This is a genomic window from Prescottella subtropica (assembly GCF_005434945.1).
Taxonomy (GTDB): domain Bacteria; phylum Actinomycetota; class Actinomycetes; order Mycobacteriales; family Mycobacteriaceae; genus Prescottella; species Prescottella subtropica.
Window position 1 is genome coordinate 40,172 of sequence record NZ_SKCH01000010.1, and the last position, 16,674, is coordinate 56,845.

The following is a 16,674-nucleotide window of genomic DNA, read 5'->3' on the forward strand; positions in this document are numbered from 1 at the left end:
TGGTGTCCTGCAGTCGCCACAGGTGTCCTGGCTCCCGAATCGACACTCGCCCCCGGCCTTCCAACCCCTCGGGGTCGTGGCCGAACGTTGGGGGTTCGCTCCTCGGTGACAGTTGCGGGACAGCCCCGGATTCCCACCGGTGTTCCCTGCGACGAGACGCACCCTACTAGACCGATTCGGGCAACTCGGATGCAACAGTCGACCGATGTTCCCGGACAGCCGCTGTACGCGCGCCGGGAACTGCCCCTAAACTGGCGGACGCAGTTGGTTCGCCTGCCCCGGTCGTGAGGAGCCCCGAAGACCGGGGGCGGCGTCGAAGCGCATCCACCCCTCCGGGAGGGGTGCGTGAGAGGGAACCCGGTGGGAATCCGGGACTGTCCCGCAGCGGTGAGTGGGAACGACCGCCGTCATGAGCACTGGACCCCAGGGTCCGGGAAGCGACGGCCAGTAGGTTCGGTATCGATACCGGATGCCCGCGAGTCCGAAGACCTGCCCACTGTGTCGGGCGCGTCGTGCCCGACGGGCCACCGCCTCGGGGAATGGGCGTGTAGACCACTCGTGTTGCCGCATGCGTTCGTTCGGGGCTTCGAGGGGTGTACCAGTTCTGCCGGCGGTGGTTCATCCCGCGAATGCACACTGGAGACACACACGTGACTACCTCGTTCACCGCAACCGTACTGGGCTCGCCCCGTATCGGTCCTCGTCGCGAACTCAAGAAGGCCGTCGAGGCCTACTGGGCGGGCCGCATCGGCGCCGACGCCCTGGCCGCTGTCGGTGCCGATCTGCGTCGTCGGATGTGGATCGGACTCCGGGACGCCGGCCTGGACTCCGTTCCGGTCAACACGTTCTCGTACTACGACCAGATGCTCGATACAGCCGTCATGCTCGGGGCACTGCCGGACCGGGTCATCGGACTCGGCACCGACCTCGACCGCTACTTCGCGGCCGCCCGCGGCACCGACACCGTCGTGCCCCTCGAGATGACCAAGTGGTTCGACACCAACTACCACTACCTGGTTCCGGAGATCACCGCAGCGACGTCGTTCGTACTCGACGCGTCGAAGGTTCTGGCCGAATTGCAGGAGGCCCGCGACCTCGACGTTCCCGCGCGGCCCGTCGTCATCGGCCCGGTCACGTTCCTGCTGCTGTCGAAGGCGGTCGGCTCGGACACACCGCTGCTCGACCGGATCGACGAACTCGTGCCCCTGTACGCCGACCTCCTGGGCAGACTGCACGAGGCCGGAGCGGACTGGGTGCAGATCGACGAACCGGCGCTGGTCGCCGATCGGACGGCGGACGAGATCGCCGTCGCCGCCCGCGTCTACGACCGTCTCGCCGCGATCCCGCGGCGGCCCGCGATCCTGGTCGCGTCGTACTTCGGCAGCCTCGGCGACGCGTTGCCCGCGCTCGCGGCGACCGGGATCGAGGGCCTTGCCATTGACGCCGTCGCCGGGTCCGACGTGCTCGGCGCGGTCCCCGACCTCGCGCACAAGCACGTCGTCGCGGGCGTCGTGGACGGCCGGAACGTCTGGCGCACCGACCTCGATCGGACCCTGACCACGCTGGACGCACTGCGGGGGAGCGTCGGGTCGCTGGCGGTGTCGACATCGTGCTCGCTGCTGCACGTGCCGTACACGCTCGACGCCGAGACGAATCTCGATGCCGCGCTTCGGTCGTGGCTGGCGTTCGGGTCGGAGAAGACCGAGGAGGTGGTGACCCTCGCGACCGCACTGACACGGGGTCGTGACGCGGTGGCCGACCGTCTCGTGTCCGATCGGGCCGCGCGGTCGACGCGGACCTCCGACCCGCGTCTGCACGACGATGCCGTCCGCACCCGGCTCGCGTCGATCCTGGCGTCCGATCCGGGCCGGTCGCCGGCGGATCGTCGTCGCGCAGCCCAGTCCGGACTGAACCTGCCGGTGCTGCCGACCACGACGATCGGCTCGTACCCGCAGACGATGCAGATCAGGGTCGCGCGCGCGGCGCTGCGCAAGGGGGAGATCACCGAGTCGGAGTACCGCGACCGGATGCGGTCGGAGATCGTCGATGTGGTTGCACTGCAAGAGGAACTGGGACTCGATGTGCTCGTGCACGGTGAGCCGGAGCGCAACGACATGGTGCAGTACTTCGCGGAACAGCTCGACGGTTTCGCCGCGACGGTGAACGGCTGGGTGCAGTCGTACGGCAGTCGGTGCGTGCGGCCACCGATCCTGTTCGGTGACGTCCGGCGTCCGGTGGCGATGACCGTCGATTGGATCTCGTACGCGCAGTCGCTGACGGACCGTCCGGTCAAGGGCATGCTCACCGGTCCCGCGACGATCCTGGCGTGGTCGTTCGTGCGGGACGACCAGCCCTTCGCCGAGTCGGCGAACCAGGTGGCGCTGGCCATTCGCGACGAGACCGTCGACCTGCAGAACGCAGGGATCGCCATTGTCCAGGTCGACGAGCCGGCGCTGCGGGAGTTGTTGCCGCTACGTGCGGCCGGTCGGCAGGAGTACCTCGACTGGTCGGTCGGATCGTTCCGCCTCTCGACGTCGGGTGTCGAGGACTCGACCCAGATCCACACGCACCTGTGCTACTCGGAGTTCGGTGAGGTGATCGACGCGATCGTGAACCTCGACGCGGACGTGACCTCGATCGAGGCGGCGCGCTCGCACATGGAGGTGCTCGATGACCTCGACGCGGTCGGGTTCGACCGGGGGGTCGGTCCGGGTGTCTACGACATCCACTCGCCCCGCGTCCCGAGTGTCGACGAGATCGTCACGTCCCTGAAGGAAGCGCTGGAAGCCGTTCCGGCGGAACGCCTGTGGGTCAATCCCGACTGCGGTCTCAAGACCCGTGGACGCGTCGAGGTCGAGGCGTCGCTGCGGAACATGGTGGAGGCCGCGAAGCGGGTGCGCGCGAGCCTGTGACCGAAAACTGTGGCCCCGCACCGGTATCGGTGCGGGGCCACAGTTTCAGGCCACCACGGGCCGTTGTGGGACGCCCGTGTACTCGCTGAGCGGCCGGATCAGGGCGTTCGATTCACCCTGTTCGATGATGTGCGCGGTCCATCCGACGATACGGCTCATCACGAAGATCGGGGTGAATACCTCGATGTCGAAGCCGAGCAGGTGGTACGTCGGGCCGGTGGGGAAGTCGAGGTTCGGCGCGATCCCGGTGGCAGCGTCCATGGTGCGTTCGAGGATCTCGTACATCTGCACCCACTTGTCGCCGTCGGTGCGGGCGGCGACATCCCGGAACGCTGCGCGCATCGTCGGCACCCGCGAATCGCCACTGCGGTAGACACGGTGACCGAAGCCCATGACCTTCTCCTTGCGGGCCAGCTTGTCCCGCATCCAGTCCTCGGCGCGCTCGGGTTCACCGATCTCGAGCATGTCGTGCATGACGGCCTCGTTCGCGCCGCCGTGCAGCGGACCCTTGAGGGTGCCGATCGCGGCGGTGACCGCGCTGTAGATGTCCGACAGCGTCGAGGTGACCACGCGGGCTGCGAACGTCGACGCGTTGAAGCTGTGCTCCGCGTACAGGATCAGCGACACCTCGAATGCCGTGACCAGTTCCGGTTCCGGTACCTCGCCGAAGCACATGCGTAGAAAGTTCTCGGCGAACCCGAGGTGACTGTGCGGTGCGATCGGGTCGAGGCCGCGGCGGCGACGATGGTCTGCGGCGACGATCGTCGGCAGGACCGCCATCATGCGGAGTGCCTTCTCCCGGTTGACGTTCGGCGAGTTGTCGGCCTCCTCCGGATCCTCCGCGCCGAGGTAGCTGATCGCGGTGCGGACCACGTCCATCGGATGGCAGTTGTCGGGTAGCTTCGCCACCAGCGACAGCATCGAGCGGTCGGCCCGACGGCTCGCTCGCTCCCGCTGACAGAACAGCTCGAGCTGGGCGTCGGTGGGCAGCTCGCCGTTCCACAGCAGGTAGGCGACCTGTTCGAAGCTGCAGTGCGCGGCGAGATCCTCGACCGCGTAGCCGCGGTAGGTCAGCGAGTTGCTCTCGGGCACCACCTTGGAGATTGCGGTGGTGTCGACGACGACACCGGCGAGGCCCTTGTGGATCGTCGGGGCGGTGTTCGTCATTGGTTCCCTCCGAGTGTGAAAGTGAAGATGCCGGAATCGAATTCGTTGTAGCGGTCGTACTCGAGCAGTTCGTACAGTCGCGATCGGGTCTGCATGGACCCGAGCAGACTCTCCTGGGTGCCGGTGGCGTGGATCTCCCGCAGGCCGGCCTCGATCGCGCCCATCGCCAGTCGCAGTGTGGTGACCGGGTAGATCACCGCGTTGTAGCCGATGTCCTCGAGTGTCCGCGCCGGGATCAGCGTCGACTTGCCGAACTCGGTCATGTTCGCGAGCAGCGGGATGTCCACGGCGTAACGGAACTTCGTGAAGTCGGCCTCAGTGTGCAGTGCCTCGGTGAAGATCATGTCCGCGCCGGCGTCGGCGTACGCCTTCGCACGTTCGATCGCCGCGTCGATGCCGTCGATCCCGGCGGCATCGGTGCGGGCACAGATCACGAAGTTCGGATCCCGCCGGGCCGCGACGGCGGCGCGCAGACGACGGACCATCTCGTCGGTGGGGACGATGGCCTTGCCGTCGAGGTGGCCGCAGCGCTTGGGATTGACCTGGTCCTCGAGGTGCAGGCCGGCGATCCCGGCATCCTCGGCGGCCAGGACGGTGCGGGCCGCCGACATCGGCTCCCCGAAGCCGGTGTCGGCGTCGATCAGTACCGGCAGATCCGTCACCCCGGCGATCTGCCGACTGTGCCCGACCACCTCGGTGAGCGTCGTCAGGCCGATGTCGGGCAGGCCGAGCGCGGCGGAGAACGCGCCGCCGGAGACGTACACGCCCTCGAACCCGATCTCCTGGATCAGTTTGGCGGTCAACGGGTTGATCGCACCGGGCAGACGCTGGATCGTGCCCGAGGTCAGCCCCGCCCGGAACGCGGCGCGCTTGTCGGCGGGGGAGGTGGCGGCGGCGATGAGGCCGGTCATGTCAGAACAGTCCCTTCGGCGACTTCGGGGCGTGCGCGAGGACGTCGCCGGTGACGGTGAACGTGAGCTGGTCCAGCTCGCCGGCTTTCAGTTCGGGGGTGCGCTGTGCGGCGTCGAGGAAGCGGTCCTGTTCGGCCGGGTCGACGACACCGTCGGAGAGGGTGCGGAACTTCGCGACGTACTGGTCGCGGGCGAACGGGCGGGCGCCGAGCGGGTGCGCGTCGGCGACCGCGAGTTCGTCGACGATCACCTCGCCGCTCTTCAGCGTGATCTCGGCACGGGCACCGAACGCCTTCTCGGCTGGATCGGTGGAGTGGTAGCGGCGCGTCCACTCCGGATCCTCGGCGGTGGAGATCTTGCGCCACAGTCCGATCGTGTCGGGGCGCTGTGCCCGCTCGGGGGCGTACGAGCGCTCGTGGTGCCACGTGCCGTCCTGCAGGGCGACCGCGAAGATGTACATCACCGAGTGGTCGAGGGTCTCGCGGCTGGCCGTCGGGTCGAACTTCTGCGGGTCGCCGGACCCGGTGCCGATCACGACGTGGGTGTGGTGGCTGGTGTGCAGCACGATCGACGCGATCTGCTCGAGGTCGCCGATCCGTTCGCGCATCCGGCGGGCCAGGTCGATCGGGGCCTGGCTCTGGTACTCCGCGGAGTGCTCCTTGGTGTAGGTGTCCAGGATCGCGCGCTTCGCCTCGCCCGGGCCGGGCAGCGGCACAGCGTATTCGGCGTTCGGGCCGCCGAGCAGCCACGCGATGACACCGTCCTCGCCCTCCCAGATCGGGGACGGTGCGCCCTCACCGCGCATCGCCCGGTCGACGGCCTCGACGGCCATCTTCCCGGCGAACGCCGGCGCGTACGCCTTCCAACTGGAGATCTCGCCCTTGCGGGACTGACGGGTCGCCGTGGTGGTGTGCAGCGCCTGCCCGACCGCCTGGTACACGGTCTCGGTGTCCAGCCCGAGCAGCGCGCCGATGCCGGCTGCCGCGGACGGTCCGAGGTGCGCGACGTGGTCGATCTTGTGCTCGTGCAGGCAGATCGAGCGCACCAGGTCCACCTGGACCTCGTAGCCGGTGGCGATGCCGCGGATCAGATCGGCACCGCTGCGGCCGGCGTGCTGGGCGACCGCGAGGATCGGTGGAATGTTGTCGCCCGGGTGCGAGTATTCCGCGGCCAGGAACGTGTCGTGGAAGTCGAGTTCACGCACCGCGACCCCGTTGGCCCACGCCGCCCACTCGGGCGAGTACCGGCCGGTCACGCCGACGACCGTCGCACCCGGCGTGTACGGGTGGGCCACGGCCTGGGCGCGGGCGTTCACTACAGGGCGGCGCGTCACCGATGCCGCCGCGACGGCCGCGTTGTCGATGATCCGGTTCACGATCATCTCGGTGCTGTCGGCGGGAACCTCGACCGGATCGGTCGCGACCTCGGCGATCTTCCATGCGAGGTGCTCGCACTTCGGGAAGGTCTCGGCCGAGCGGTGGGTGCGGACGGAATGGGTCTTCAACTTCGGTGCCCTTCGTCGAAACTGTGCTGTGTCTTGCAGCGTATGCACGCCGGGCACCGCCGGAAAGTGGCTGAACATGCGTATTTCGGTGGTGTGGGTGGCCGGGTTCTGCGAATGGTGCGAATGCGCGGGGTCGTGGTTGAGTGACGCGGTGCAGAAGATATACGGCGGTCCCAGGCTGCGCCGGCTGCGTGAGGAGAGGGGGCTCACGCAGCTGGCGCTCGCCCGGATCCTGGATCTGTCGGCCAGCTACGTCAATCAACTCGAGAACGACCAGCGACCGCTCACCGTGCCGGTGCTACTCAAACTGAACGCGATGTTCGACCTGGATGCGCAGTTCTTCGCCGCCGAGTCCGACGCGCGACTGGCCGCCGACCTGCAGGACGTGCTGACCGCGCTCGGGACACCGGCGTCGTCGTCGACCATCGACGAGTTCGTGGCGCGTATGCCCGAGGTGGGGTACGCGCTGGTGGGCATGCACCGCCGGCTGCAGGCGGCGACCGAACAGCTCGAACAGTTCAGTGCGCATTTCACGGCCCCGTCCTCCGCGGACGCCGGTGAGGTGACCCCGATGCCGTTCGAGGAGGTGCGAGACTTCTTCTACGACAGGCATAACCACATCGCCGAACTCGACGACGCCGCCGAACGGCTGTTCGTCGGCAGCGGTCTGCGGATCGGGTCGCTCGACACCCAGTTGACGGCGCTGCTCGAATCCGGATACGGCATCGTCGTCCGGTTGCGGAGCGACCCGCCCGACCGGCCCGGCCCCAAACGCCACTACGACGCCACCGGGCGTGTGCTGACCCTGTCGCGGCACCTGTCGCCCGGTCAGCGTGCCTTCCAGATCGCCACGCAGCTCGCGTTCCTCACCCAGTCGGAGGTGATCGACCGGCAGGTGGTCGCCGCGGTGACGCTCAGTGAGAACGCCCGGGAACTCGCGAAGATCGGCCTGGCCAACTACTTCGCGGGCGCACTGTTGTTGCCGTACAACGAGTTCCTCGATGCCGCGGAGCGGCTGCACTACGACATCGACATGCTGGCACTGCAGTTCGAGGTGGGGTTCGAGACGGTCTGCCATCGGTTGTCGACGATGCAGCGCCGCACCCGGCGGGGTGTTCCGTTCTTCTTCGTCCGCACCGACCGGGCCGGGAACATCTCGAAACGGCAGTCCGCCACTGCCTTCCACTTCTCGCGGGTCGGTGGCAGCTGTCCCCTGTGGGTGGTGCACGACGCCTTCGGCACCCCCGACCGCATCCTCACCCAGGTGGCTCGCATGCCGGACGGGCGCACCTACCTGTGGATCGCGCGGACCGTCGACGGGGGTGCGTCCCCGTACGGCACTCCCGAACGGAACTTTGCCGTCGGCCTCGGCTGCGACATCACCCACGCCGAACGACTCGTCTACTCGCAGGGACTGCGGCTCGACGAACGGATGTCGCCGGTGCCGATCGGTGCCGGATGCAAGATCTGTGAACGCACCGACTGCGCGCAGCGGGCCTTTCCGCAGATCGGCCGTCCGGTGCGCGCCGACGTGAACGTCAGCAGCAGGCTGCCGTACCCGCCGGTCGAACGCGACCACTGACTCCTGCCGACCTGCACTTTCCTCGCGACGCGCCCCGGAAACAATCACAGATGCTTGATTCCGGGGCCTCGTCCTGTGATGCTCGTCTCATCATTCGAGGAGGCGTGTGTGACGGACTTGGACAAGATCGTCGACGACCTGCGTGCGGAAGGCGACGCGCTCGATGCGCTGGTCGCGGACCTGACCGAGGAGCAGTGGGCGACGTCGACGCCGGCCGTGGGGTGGTCGATCGCGCACCAGATCGGACACCTGCACTGGACGGATCGGTCGTCGCTGCTGGCGGCCACCGACAACGACGCGTTCGCCGATCAGGTGACGGAAGCGTGGAAGAACCCGCACGGTTTCGTCGACGACGCCGCCGACGTCGAGGCGCAGCGGCCGCCGCGCGACCTGCTCGCCGACTGGCGGGCCACCCGCGCGCGGCTCGCCGACGTCCTGCTCGATGTCCCGGCGGGCACGAAGCTCCCGTGGTACGGGCCGCCGATGGGCGCGGCGTCCATGGCGACGGCCCGGCTGATGGAGACGTGGGCGCACGGCCGGGACGTCGCCGACACACTCGGGATCCGCACCGAACCGACGCCGCGACTGCGGCACATCGCGCGACTCGGTGTCCGGACCCGGAACTTCGCGTTCGACGTCCACCAGTTGCCGCCACCCACAGCGGAATTCCGTATCGAGCTCACGGCACCCGACGGTTCCGTCTGGACGTTCGGACCGGATGATGCGGCCCAGCGGGTGACCGGCCCGGCCGAGGACTTCTGCCTGCTCGTCACCCAGCGCATCCACCGCGACGGCACCGCGCTCACCGCGACCGGCGCCGACGCCGACCGGTGGCTCGGTATCGCGCAGGCCTTCGCGGGCCTGCCCGGGGTCGGACGTGACACGACAGCGGAGGCGACGCAGTGACGATCCCGACGGCAGCCCCGACGACAGTCCCGACGACGGCCCCGGTGCGGATCGGCAACTGTTCCGGCTTCTACGGAGACCGGCTCTCCGCGATGCGGGAGATGCTCACCGGCGGTGACCTCGACTACCTCACCGGCGACTACCTGGCCGAGTTGACGATGCTCATCCTCGGCCGCGACCGGTTGAAGGACCCGTCCCGCGGATACGCGAAAACCTTTCTGCGGCAGGCGGAGGACTGTCTCGGGCTCGCCCTGGAGAAGGGCGTGAAGATCGTCGCGAACGCCGGCGGACTCAACCCTGCCGGTCTCGCCGACGCGCTCCGCGAAGTGAACGACCGGCTCGGACTGCACGCCACGATCGCCCATGTCGAAGGCGACGATCTCATCGCCCGCGCCGGCGAACTCGGTCTCGACCGCGACATCGCCCCGCTCACCGCCAACGCCTACCTTGGCGCGTGGGGGATCGTCGACTGCCTGCACGCGGGCGCCGACGTCGTCGTCACCGGCCGCGTCACCGACGCCTCCGTCCTCGTCGGACCAGCTGCCGCGCACTTCGGTTGGGCGCGTGACGACTTCGACCGGCTCGCGGGTGCCGTCGTCGCCGGGCACGTCATCGAATGCGGCACCCAGGCCGCCGGTGGCAACTACTCGTGGTTCACCGAGATCGGCGACCTCACCCGGCCCGGCTTCCCGATCGCCGAGATCCACGCCGACGGCGCGTCCGTCATCACCAAACATGCGGGCACCGGGGGCGCGGTCACCGTCGGCACCGTCACCGCGCAACTGCTGTACGAGATCACCGGCGGCCGCTACGCGAACCCCGACGTCACCGCCCGCATGGACACGATCGTCCTGTCCGACGACGGACCCGACCGTGTCCGCATCAGCGGGGTCCGCGGGGAGGCGCCTCCACCGCAGTACAAGGTGTCGCTCAACGCGCTCGCCGGATTCCGCAACGAGGCCACGTTCGTGCTCACCGGCCTGGACATCGAGGCCAAGGCGGAACTGGTGCGCCGGCAACTGGAGTCGTGGCTGACGACCCGACCGCAGGAACTCGACTGGACTCTCGCCCGCACCGACCACCCGAACGCCGACACCGAGGAGGCCGCGAGCGCACTGCTGCGGTGCACGGTCCGCGACACCGACCCGAATGTGGTGGGACGCGCCTTCTCGTCCGTCGCCGTGGAACTCGCCCTTGCGAGCTACCCGGGTTTCACGCTCACCGCACCGCCGTCGCACGGGCAGCCGTACGCGGTGTTCACCCCCGGCTACGTCGACGCCGGACAGGTGCCGCACATCGCGGTCCACCCCGACGGCACCCGCGTCGACATCACGCCGAGTGGCACGACGAAAGAACTCGAGGGCGTCCCGGAACCCGATCTCCCGCAACCGTTCACCGACGACGCTGCCGGCACCGTCACCGTCCCGCTCGGGACGGTCGCGGCCGCCCGCAGTGGCGACAAGGGCGGCAACGCCAACGTCGGAGTGTGGGTCCGCACCGACGACGCCTGGCGCTGGCTCGTGCACACCCTCACCGTCGGCGAGCTGAAACGACTTCTCCCCGAAGCGGAACCGCTCACCGTCACCCGGCACGTGCTGCCGAACCTGCGGGCGGTCAACTTCGTGATCGAGGGAATCCTCGGGCGTGGCGTCGCCTCCCAGGCCCGCTTCGACCCGCAGGCCAAGGGCCTCGGCGAATGGCTGCGCTCCCGGCACATCGACATCCCGGTGGCACTCGTACCCGACTACCGCAACGAACTCGAGGAAGGCCACGCGTGACCATGTGGGACACCCCGGAACGACAGCAACTCCGCAAGACCGTCCGCTCGTTCGTGGAGCAGGAGATCCTGCCGTACCAGGACGACTGGGAACGCGACGGCGAGATCCCGCGAGAGCTGCATCGCAAGGCCGCGGCCCTGGGACTGCTCGGCGCCGGCTTCCCGGAGCACGTCGGCGGCGAGGGCGGTGACCTGGTCGACGCCGTCGTCATCTGCGAGGAGATGCACCAGGCCGGCGCGTCCGGGGGCCTGTTCGCGTCCCTGTTCACGTGCGGGATCGCACTGCCGCACCTCGTTGCGGCCGGTGACCCGGACCAGATCGAACACTGGGTGCGGCCCACCCTCGCCGGCGAGAAGATCGGCTCGCTCGCCGTCACCGAACCCGGTGGCGGCTCCGACGTCGGACACCTGCGCACCACCGCGGTTCGGGACGGTGACCATTACATCGTCAACGGATCCAAGACGTTCATCACGTCCGCGGTACGCGCCGACTTCGTCGTCACCGCCGTCCGCACCGGCGGGGCGGGTGCCGGTGGGGTATCGCTGCTCGTGATCGAGAAGGGCACACCGGGATTCGAGGTAGCCCGCAAACTCGACAAGATGGGCTGGCGGGCGTCGGACACCGCGGAACTGGCGTTCGTCGACTGCCGTGTCCCCGCGGGCAACCTGGTGGGCATCGAGAATTCGGGGTTCGCGCAGATCGCGCAGGCGTTCCTCACCGAACGTATCGCGCTGGCCGCGCAGGCGTATGCGAGTGCGCAACGCTGCCTGGACCTCACGATCCGGTGGTGCCGCGACCGCGACACGTTCGGCCGGCCCCTGATCTCCCGGCAGGCCGTGCAGAACACCCTCACCGAGATGATGCGGCGCACCGACGTCGCCCGCGTCTACACGCGGACCCTGGTCGAACGTTCGCTCACCTCGGACGAGGACTTCGTCGCCGAGGTGTGCTTCGCGAAGAACACCGCCGTCGAGGCCGTGGAATGGGTTGCGCACCAGGCCGTCCAACTGTTCGGCGGCATGGGCTACATGCGTGAGAGTGAAGTGGAGAGGCAGTACCGGGACATGCGCATTCTGGGAATCGGCGGCGGCACCACGGAGATCCTGACCGCCCTGGCCGCGAAGCGATTGGGGTACCACGCGTGACGATCCTGCGATCGACCCTCGACACCGCCTCCCTGGAGTACGTGTCGGCGGCCGAAACCATGACGACCAAGCTCTCCGACCTCGAGGTCGAACACGCCAAGGCCCTCGCCGGCGGCGGCGAGAAGTACGTCGAGCGGCACCACAAGCGCGGCAAACTGCTGGCCCGTGAACGCATCGAACTGCTCCTCGACGAGGATTCCCCGTTCCTGGAGTTGTCGCCGCTCGCCGCGTGGGGCAGCCAGTTCCCGGTCGGGGCGTCCACGATCGTCGGGATCGGCACGGTCAGCGGCGTCGAATGCCTGATCGTCGCCAGCGATCCGACGGTCCGCGGCGGCACCTCGAACCCGTGGACGCTCAAGAAGGGGTTCCGCGCCAACGACATCGCCGTCGCCAACCGGCTGCCGGTGATCTCCCTCGTCGAATCCGGTGGTGCCGACCTGCCGACTCAGAAGGAGGTGTTCATCCCCGGCGGACGCATGTTCCGCGACCTCACCCGACTGTCCGCGGCCGGAATCCCCACCATCGCACTGGTGTTCGGCAACTCCACCGCCGGTGGCGCCTACATCCCCGGCATGTCCGACCACGTCGTGATGATCAAGGAGCGGTCCAAGGTGTTCCTGGCCGGGCCGCCGCTGGTGAAGATGGCCACCGGCGAGGAGTCCGACGACGAATCCCTCGGCGGCGCCGAGATGCACGCCCGCACCTCGGGTCTGGCCGATTACTTCGCGCAGGACGAGCAGGACGCCATCCGCATCGGACGCAGCATCGTCGCCCGCCTGAACTGGCGCAAACAGGGGCCGCCGCCGCGTTCCGAGGTGATCGAACCCCTCTACGACGCCGAGGATCTACTCGGCATCGTGCCGGAGGACCTGAAGATTCCGTTCGATCCACGGGAGGTGATCGCCCGCATCGTCGACGGCTCCGACTTCGACGAGTTCAAGCCGCTGTACGGCAGTTCGCTCGTCACCGGCTGGGCGCAGCTGCACGGGTATCCGATCGGCATTCTCGCCAACGCCCGCGGAATCCTGTTCAGCGAGGAAGCCCAGAAGGCTACCCAGTTCATCCAGCTCGCCAACCGGTCGAACACGCCGTTGCTGTTCCTGCACAACACCACCGGCTACATGGTCGGCAAGGAGTACGAGGAGGGCGGCATGATCAAACACGGGTCGATGATGATCAACGCGGTCTCCAACTCCACCGTCCCGCACATCTCGATCCTGCTCGGCGCCTCCTACGGAGCCGGTCACTACGGCATGTGCGGACGCGCCTTCGATCCCCGATTCCTGTTCGCGTGGCCCAGCTCCAAGTCCGCCGTCATGGGCGGCGCGCAACTCGCCGGTGTCGTCTCCATCGTCGGCCGCGCCGCCGCCGAGGCCCGCGGGCAGGCGTTCGATCCCGAGGCCGACGCCGGGATGCGCGCCATGATCGAGAACCAGATCGAGGCCGAATCGCTGCCGACGTTCCTGTCCGGGATGCTCTACGACGACGGCGTCATCGACCCCCGCGACACCCGCACGGTGGTGGGAATGTGCCTGTCGGCCATTGCCACCGCCCCGATCGAGGGCGCCGCCAACTTCGGTGTCTTCCGGATGTGAGGCACCGGAAAATGAGTAAGCCCATGATCCGATCCGTTCTGGTCGCCAACCGCGGTGAGATCGCCCGTCGCGTCTTCGCGACGTGCCGGCGCACCGGTGTCGGCACCGTCGCCGTCTTCTCCGATCCCGACGCCGCCGCCCCCCACGTCGCCGAGGCCGACGCCGCCGTCCGCCTGCCCGGTGCGACACCCGCCGACACCTATCTGCAGATCGACAAGATCGTCGACGCCGCCCGCACGTCCGGGGCCGACGCCGTCCACCCCGGGTACGGGTTCCTGTCCGAGAACGCCGACTTCGCCCGCGCCGTCGAGGCCGCCGGCCTCACCTGGATCGGCCCGCCCGTCAAGGCCATCGAACTCATGGGCTCCAAGGTCGAATCCAAGCGGATCATGGCCGACGCCGGTGTCCCCGTCCTCGCCGAACTCGATCCCGCCACCGTCACCGACGCAGACCTGCCGGTGCTGGTGAAGGCGTCCGCCGGTGGCGGCGGACGCGGCATGCGCGTCGTGCGCGAGTTGTCGGCGCTGCCCGGCGAGATCGAGGCCGCCCGCCGGGAAGCGCAGTCCGCGTTCGGGGATCCGACGGTGTTCTGCGAGCGCTACCTCGAGACCGGACGCCACATCGAGGTCCAGGTGATGGCCGACGGCCACGGCACCGTGTGGGCGATCGGCGAACGCGAATGCTCCCTCCAACGCCGCCACCAGAAGGTCGTCGAGGAGGCGCCGTCGCCGTTGGTGCAGCGCATTCCGTCCATGCGGGACAAGCTCTTCCATGCGGCCCGGCTCGCCGCGACGGTGATCGGGTACGAAGGTGCCGGCACGGTCGAGTTCCTCGCTGATGAAAACGGTGGTTTCTTCTTCCTCGAGATGAACACCCGCCTGCAGGTGGAGCATCCGGTCACCGAGTGCACCACCGGACTCGACCTCGTCGAGATGCAACTACAGGTCGCGTCCGGGACGCCGCTGCCGCCGGAGCCACCGCAGATCCGCGGGCACTCGATCGAGGTCCGGTTGTACGCCGAGGATCCCGCCCACGGCTGGCGTCCGCAGTCCGGCACCGTCGAACGCATCGAGGTCCCCGACGCCACAGCCGCGTTCGAGATCCTGGACCGGACCGGGGTCCGGCTCGACTCCGGCGTCGAGGACGGCTCCGTGGTGAGCGTGTTCTACGACCCGATGCTCGCGAAGGTGATCTCGTATGCGCCCACCCGTGGGCAGGCCGCGCAGGTACTGGCGTCCGCGCTGGCCCGGATGCGGCTGCACGGGCTGACCACCAACCGGGATCTGCTCGTCACCGTGCTGCGGCATCCGGCGTTCCTCGCCGGCGACACCGACACCGCGTTCTTCGACACCCACGGCCTCGACGTGCTGTCCCGGCCGCTCGCCGACGAGGCCGCGGAGACACTGTCCGCACTCGCCGCGGCCCTCGCGGACGCCGCCGCGAACCGGGCTGCGGCCCCGGTGAACCGGGGCCTGCCGAGCGGCTGGCGGAACCTGCCGTCCCAGCCGCAGGTCAAGCGCTACACCGGAATCCACGACGACCACGACGTCCGTTACCGGCTCACCCGATCCGGGCTGCACGCCGAGGGTCACCCCGACGTCACGCTCGTCTCGTCCGAGTCCGATGTCGTCGTCCTCGACATCGCCGGGCTGCGACGCCGCTTCGACGTCGCCCGCTACGGCGCGCTCGTATGCGTCGACTCGCCGCTCGGGCCGGTGACCCTCACCGCCGTCCCGCGGTTCGTCGACCCGTCGACCGTCGTCGCCGAGGGCTCGCTGCTCGCACCGATGCCCGGCGCGGTGATCCGGCTCGGTGCCGCCGTCGGCGACCGCGTCGAGGCCGGACAGCCGATCCTGTGGCTCGAGGCCATGAAGATGGAACACACCGTCAAGGCCCCCGTCACCGGGGTGCTCACCGAACTGTCCGTCGACGTCGGCCGGCAGGTCGACGTCGGTGCCGTCCTGGCCGTCGTCGAAACCGAAACCGCAGTGTCCGAAGGGGAGTCCGCATGAGCAGCTTCATCGAGACCGACGAGCAGAAGGCGCTGCGGGCCGCGGTGTCCACACTTGCGCAGCGCTACAACTACGTCGACTACGTTCTGCCCAAGGCGCGCAAGGGTGAACCGCTCACCGAACTGTGGACCGAGGCCGGCAAGCTCGGTTTCCTCGGCGTCAACCTGTCCGAGGAGTACGGCGGCGGGGGAGCAGGCATCTACGAACTCGCCCTCGTCCAGGAGGAACTCGCTGCGCAGGGCGCCGGCCTGCTACTCGTCGTCGTCTCACCCGCGATCTGCGGCACCATCATCGGCAAGTACGGCACCGACGCCCAGAAACAGGACTGGCTCACCGCACTCGCCGACGGCTCCAAGATCATGGCGTTCGGCATCACCGAACCCGACGCCGGCTCCAACTCGCACAGGATCACCACCACCGCCCGCAGAGACGGCGACCAGTGGATCCTGCGCGGCAACAAGGTCTACATCTCCGGCGTCGACCAGGCCGACGCGGTCCTGATCGTCGCCCGCACCGAGGACCACAAGACGGGCAAACTCAAGCCCGCGCTGTTCATCGTCCCCACCGACGCCGACAACCTCGTCGCGACCCGGATGGAGATGGACATCGTCGAACCCGACCACCAGTTCACGCTGTTCCTCGACGACGTCCGACTCCCCGCCGACGCGCTCGTCGGATCGGAGGATGCCGCGCTGATGCAACTGTTCGCGGGCCTGAACCCGGAACGCATCCTCGGCGCCGCGATGGCGATCGGTATGGGCCGCTGGGCGCTCGACAGGGGGGTGCAGTTCGCGAAGGAACGCACCGTGTGGAACACCCCGATCGGTGCGCACCAGGGTCTCGCGCACCCGCTCGCACAGTGCAAGATCGAACTCGAGCTCGCCAAGCTGATGATGCAGAAGGCCGCGACCCTCTACGACAACGGCGACGACTTCGGGGCCGCCGAGGCCGCCAACATGGCCAAGTACGCGGCCGCCGAGGCCAGCATCAAGACCCTCGACCAGGCCATCCAGACCCACGGCGGCGGCGGACTGGCCAAGGAGTACGGGCTGGCGGCGATGCTCGGGGCCGCCCGCATCGCGCGCGTCGCGCCGGTCAGCCGCGAGATGATCCTCAACTTCGTCTCCCAGCATTCGCTGGGCCTGCCCAAGTCGTACTAGGG

General features: G+C 68.7%; 11 protein-coding genes and 2 riboswitches. Of the genes, 8 read left to right on the forward strand and 3 right to left on the reverse strand.

Going from position 1 to position 16,674, the window contains the following annotated elements; all coding sequences use genetic code 11:
- Nucleotides 1-20: 20 nt before the first annotated feature.
- Nucleotides 21-148, reverse strand: a riboswitch (cobalamin riboswitch).
- A gap of 175 nt (nt 149-323) precedes the next feature.
- Nucleotides 324-492, forward strand: a riboswitch (cobalamin riboswitch).
- A 158-nt stretch (nt 493-650) separates the two neighbouring features.
- Complete coding sequence (gene metE / locus E0497_RS11440) at nt 651-2,912, forward strand: 5-methyltetrahydropteroyltriglutamate--homocysteine S-methyltransferase (protein ID WP_137724922.1); 2,262 nt, start codon at nt 651-653, stop codon at nt 2,910-2,912.
- A gap of 45 nt (nt 2,913-2,957) precedes the next feature.
- Here metE and E0497_RS11445 read toward each other — a convergent pair whose 3' ends face one another.
- Genes E0497_RS11445 through prpD form a run of 3 tightly spaced genes read right to left on the reverse strand, consistent with a single transcriptional unit; the run spans nt 2,958 to nt 6,494 of the window.
- Nucleotides 2,958-4,079, reverse strand: coding sequence for a bifunctional 2-methylcitrate synthase/citrate synthase (locus tag E0497_RS11445; protein WP_137724923.1), 1,122 nt, complete (start codon nt 4,077-4,079; stop codon nt 2,958-2,960).
- Nucleotides 4,076-4,990, reverse strand: a complete 915-nt coding sequence (prpB, locus tag E0497_RS11450) for a methylisocitrate lyase (RefSeq protein WP_137724924.1) — start codon at nt 4,988-4,990, stop codon at nt 4,076-4,078. Before prpB ends, E0497_RS11445 begins: the two co-directional genes overlap by 4 nt.
- A gap of 1 nt (nt 4,991) precedes the next feature.
- Nucleotides 4,992-6,494 carry a 2-methylcitrate dehydratase PrpD gene (gene prpD, locus E0497_RS11455; RefSeq protein WP_137724925.1) on the reverse strand — a complete coding sequence of 501 codons (1,503 nt, stop codon included), beginning with the start codon at nt 6,492-6,494 and terminating at the stop codon, nt 4,992-4,994.
- A 151-nt stretch (nt 6,495-6,645) separates the two neighbouring features.
- On the opposite strand from prpD, the gene E0497_RS11460 reads away from it, so the two are divergent.
- From E0497_RS11460 to E0497_RS11490, 7 genes are all read left to right on the forward strand, one after another.
- Nucleotides 6,646-8,076: a short-chain fatty acyl-CoA regulator family protein gene (locus E0497_RS11460; protein ID WP_194150315.1), complete on the forward strand. Its 1,431-nt coding sequence runs from the start codon at nt 6,646-6,648 to the stop codon at nt 8,074-8,076.
- Between the two features lie 108 nt (nt 8,077-8,184).
- Complete coding sequence (locus tag E0497_RS11465) at nt 8,185-8,982, forward strand: TIGR03084 family metal-binding protein (protein ID WP_137724927.1); 798 nt, start codon at nt 8,185-8,187, stop codon at nt 8,980-8,982.
- Nucleotides 8,979-10,760, forward strand: coding sequence for an acyclic terpene utilization AtuA family protein (locus E0497_RS11470; protein WP_277751680.1), 1,782 nt, complete (start codon nt 8,979-8,981; stop codon nt 10,758-10,760). The genes E0497_RS11465 and E0497_RS11470 overlap by 4 nt, the downstream gene beginning before the upstream one ends.
- Entirely contained in the window at nt 10,757-11,905 is a 1,149-nt protein-coding gene (locus E0497_RS11475; RefSeq protein ID WP_137724928.1) for an acyl-CoA dehydrogenase family protein, read from the forward strand. Before E0497_RS11470 ends, E0497_RS11475 begins: the two co-directional genes overlap by 4 nt.
- Nucleotides 11,902-13,500, forward strand: a complete 1,599-nt coding sequence (locus E0497_RS11480) for an acyl-CoA carboxylase subunit beta (protein ID WP_137724929.1) — start codon at nt 11,902-11,904, stop codon at nt 13,498-13,500. Before E0497_RS11475 ends, E0497_RS11480 begins: the two co-directional genes overlap by 4 nt.
- Nucleotides 13,501-13,523: 23 nt before the next feature.
- The gene (locus E0497_RS11485; RefSeq protein WP_137724930.1) at nt 13,524-15,512 is read left to right on the forward strand and encodes an ATP-binding protein; all 1,989 of its coding nucleotides are present in this window, start codon (nt 13,524-13,526) and stop codon (nt 15,510-15,512) included.
- On the forward strand, nt 15,509-16,672 hold the full coding sequence (locus E0497_RS11490) for an acyl-CoA dehydrogenase family protein (RefSeq protein ID WP_137724931.1): 1,164 nt from the start codon (nt 15,509-15,511) through the stop codon (nt 16,670-16,672). Before E0497_RS11485 ends, E0497_RS11490 begins: the two co-directional genes overlap by 4 nt.
- Nucleotides 16,673-16,674: the final 2 nt, after the last annotated feature.

Excerpts from the sequence above, each read along its gene's own strand:
- E0497_RS11445 (WP_137724923.1), bottom strand. The coding sequence starts at position 4,079 with ATGACGAACACCGCCCCGACGATCCACAAGGGCCTCGCCGGTGTCGTC.
- prpB (WP_137724924.1), bottom strand. The coding sequence starts at position 4,990 with ATGACCGGCCTCATCGCCGCCGCCACCTCCCCCGCCGACAAGCGCGCC.
- E0497_RS11485 (WP_137724930.1), top strand. The coding sequence starts at position 13,524 with ATGATCCGATCCGTTCTGGTCGCCAACCGCGGTGAGATCGCCCGTCGC.
- E0497_RS11490 (WP_137724931.1), top strand. The coding sequence starts at position 15,509 with ATGAGCAGCTTCATCGAGACCGACGAGCAGAAGGCGCTGCGGGCCGCG.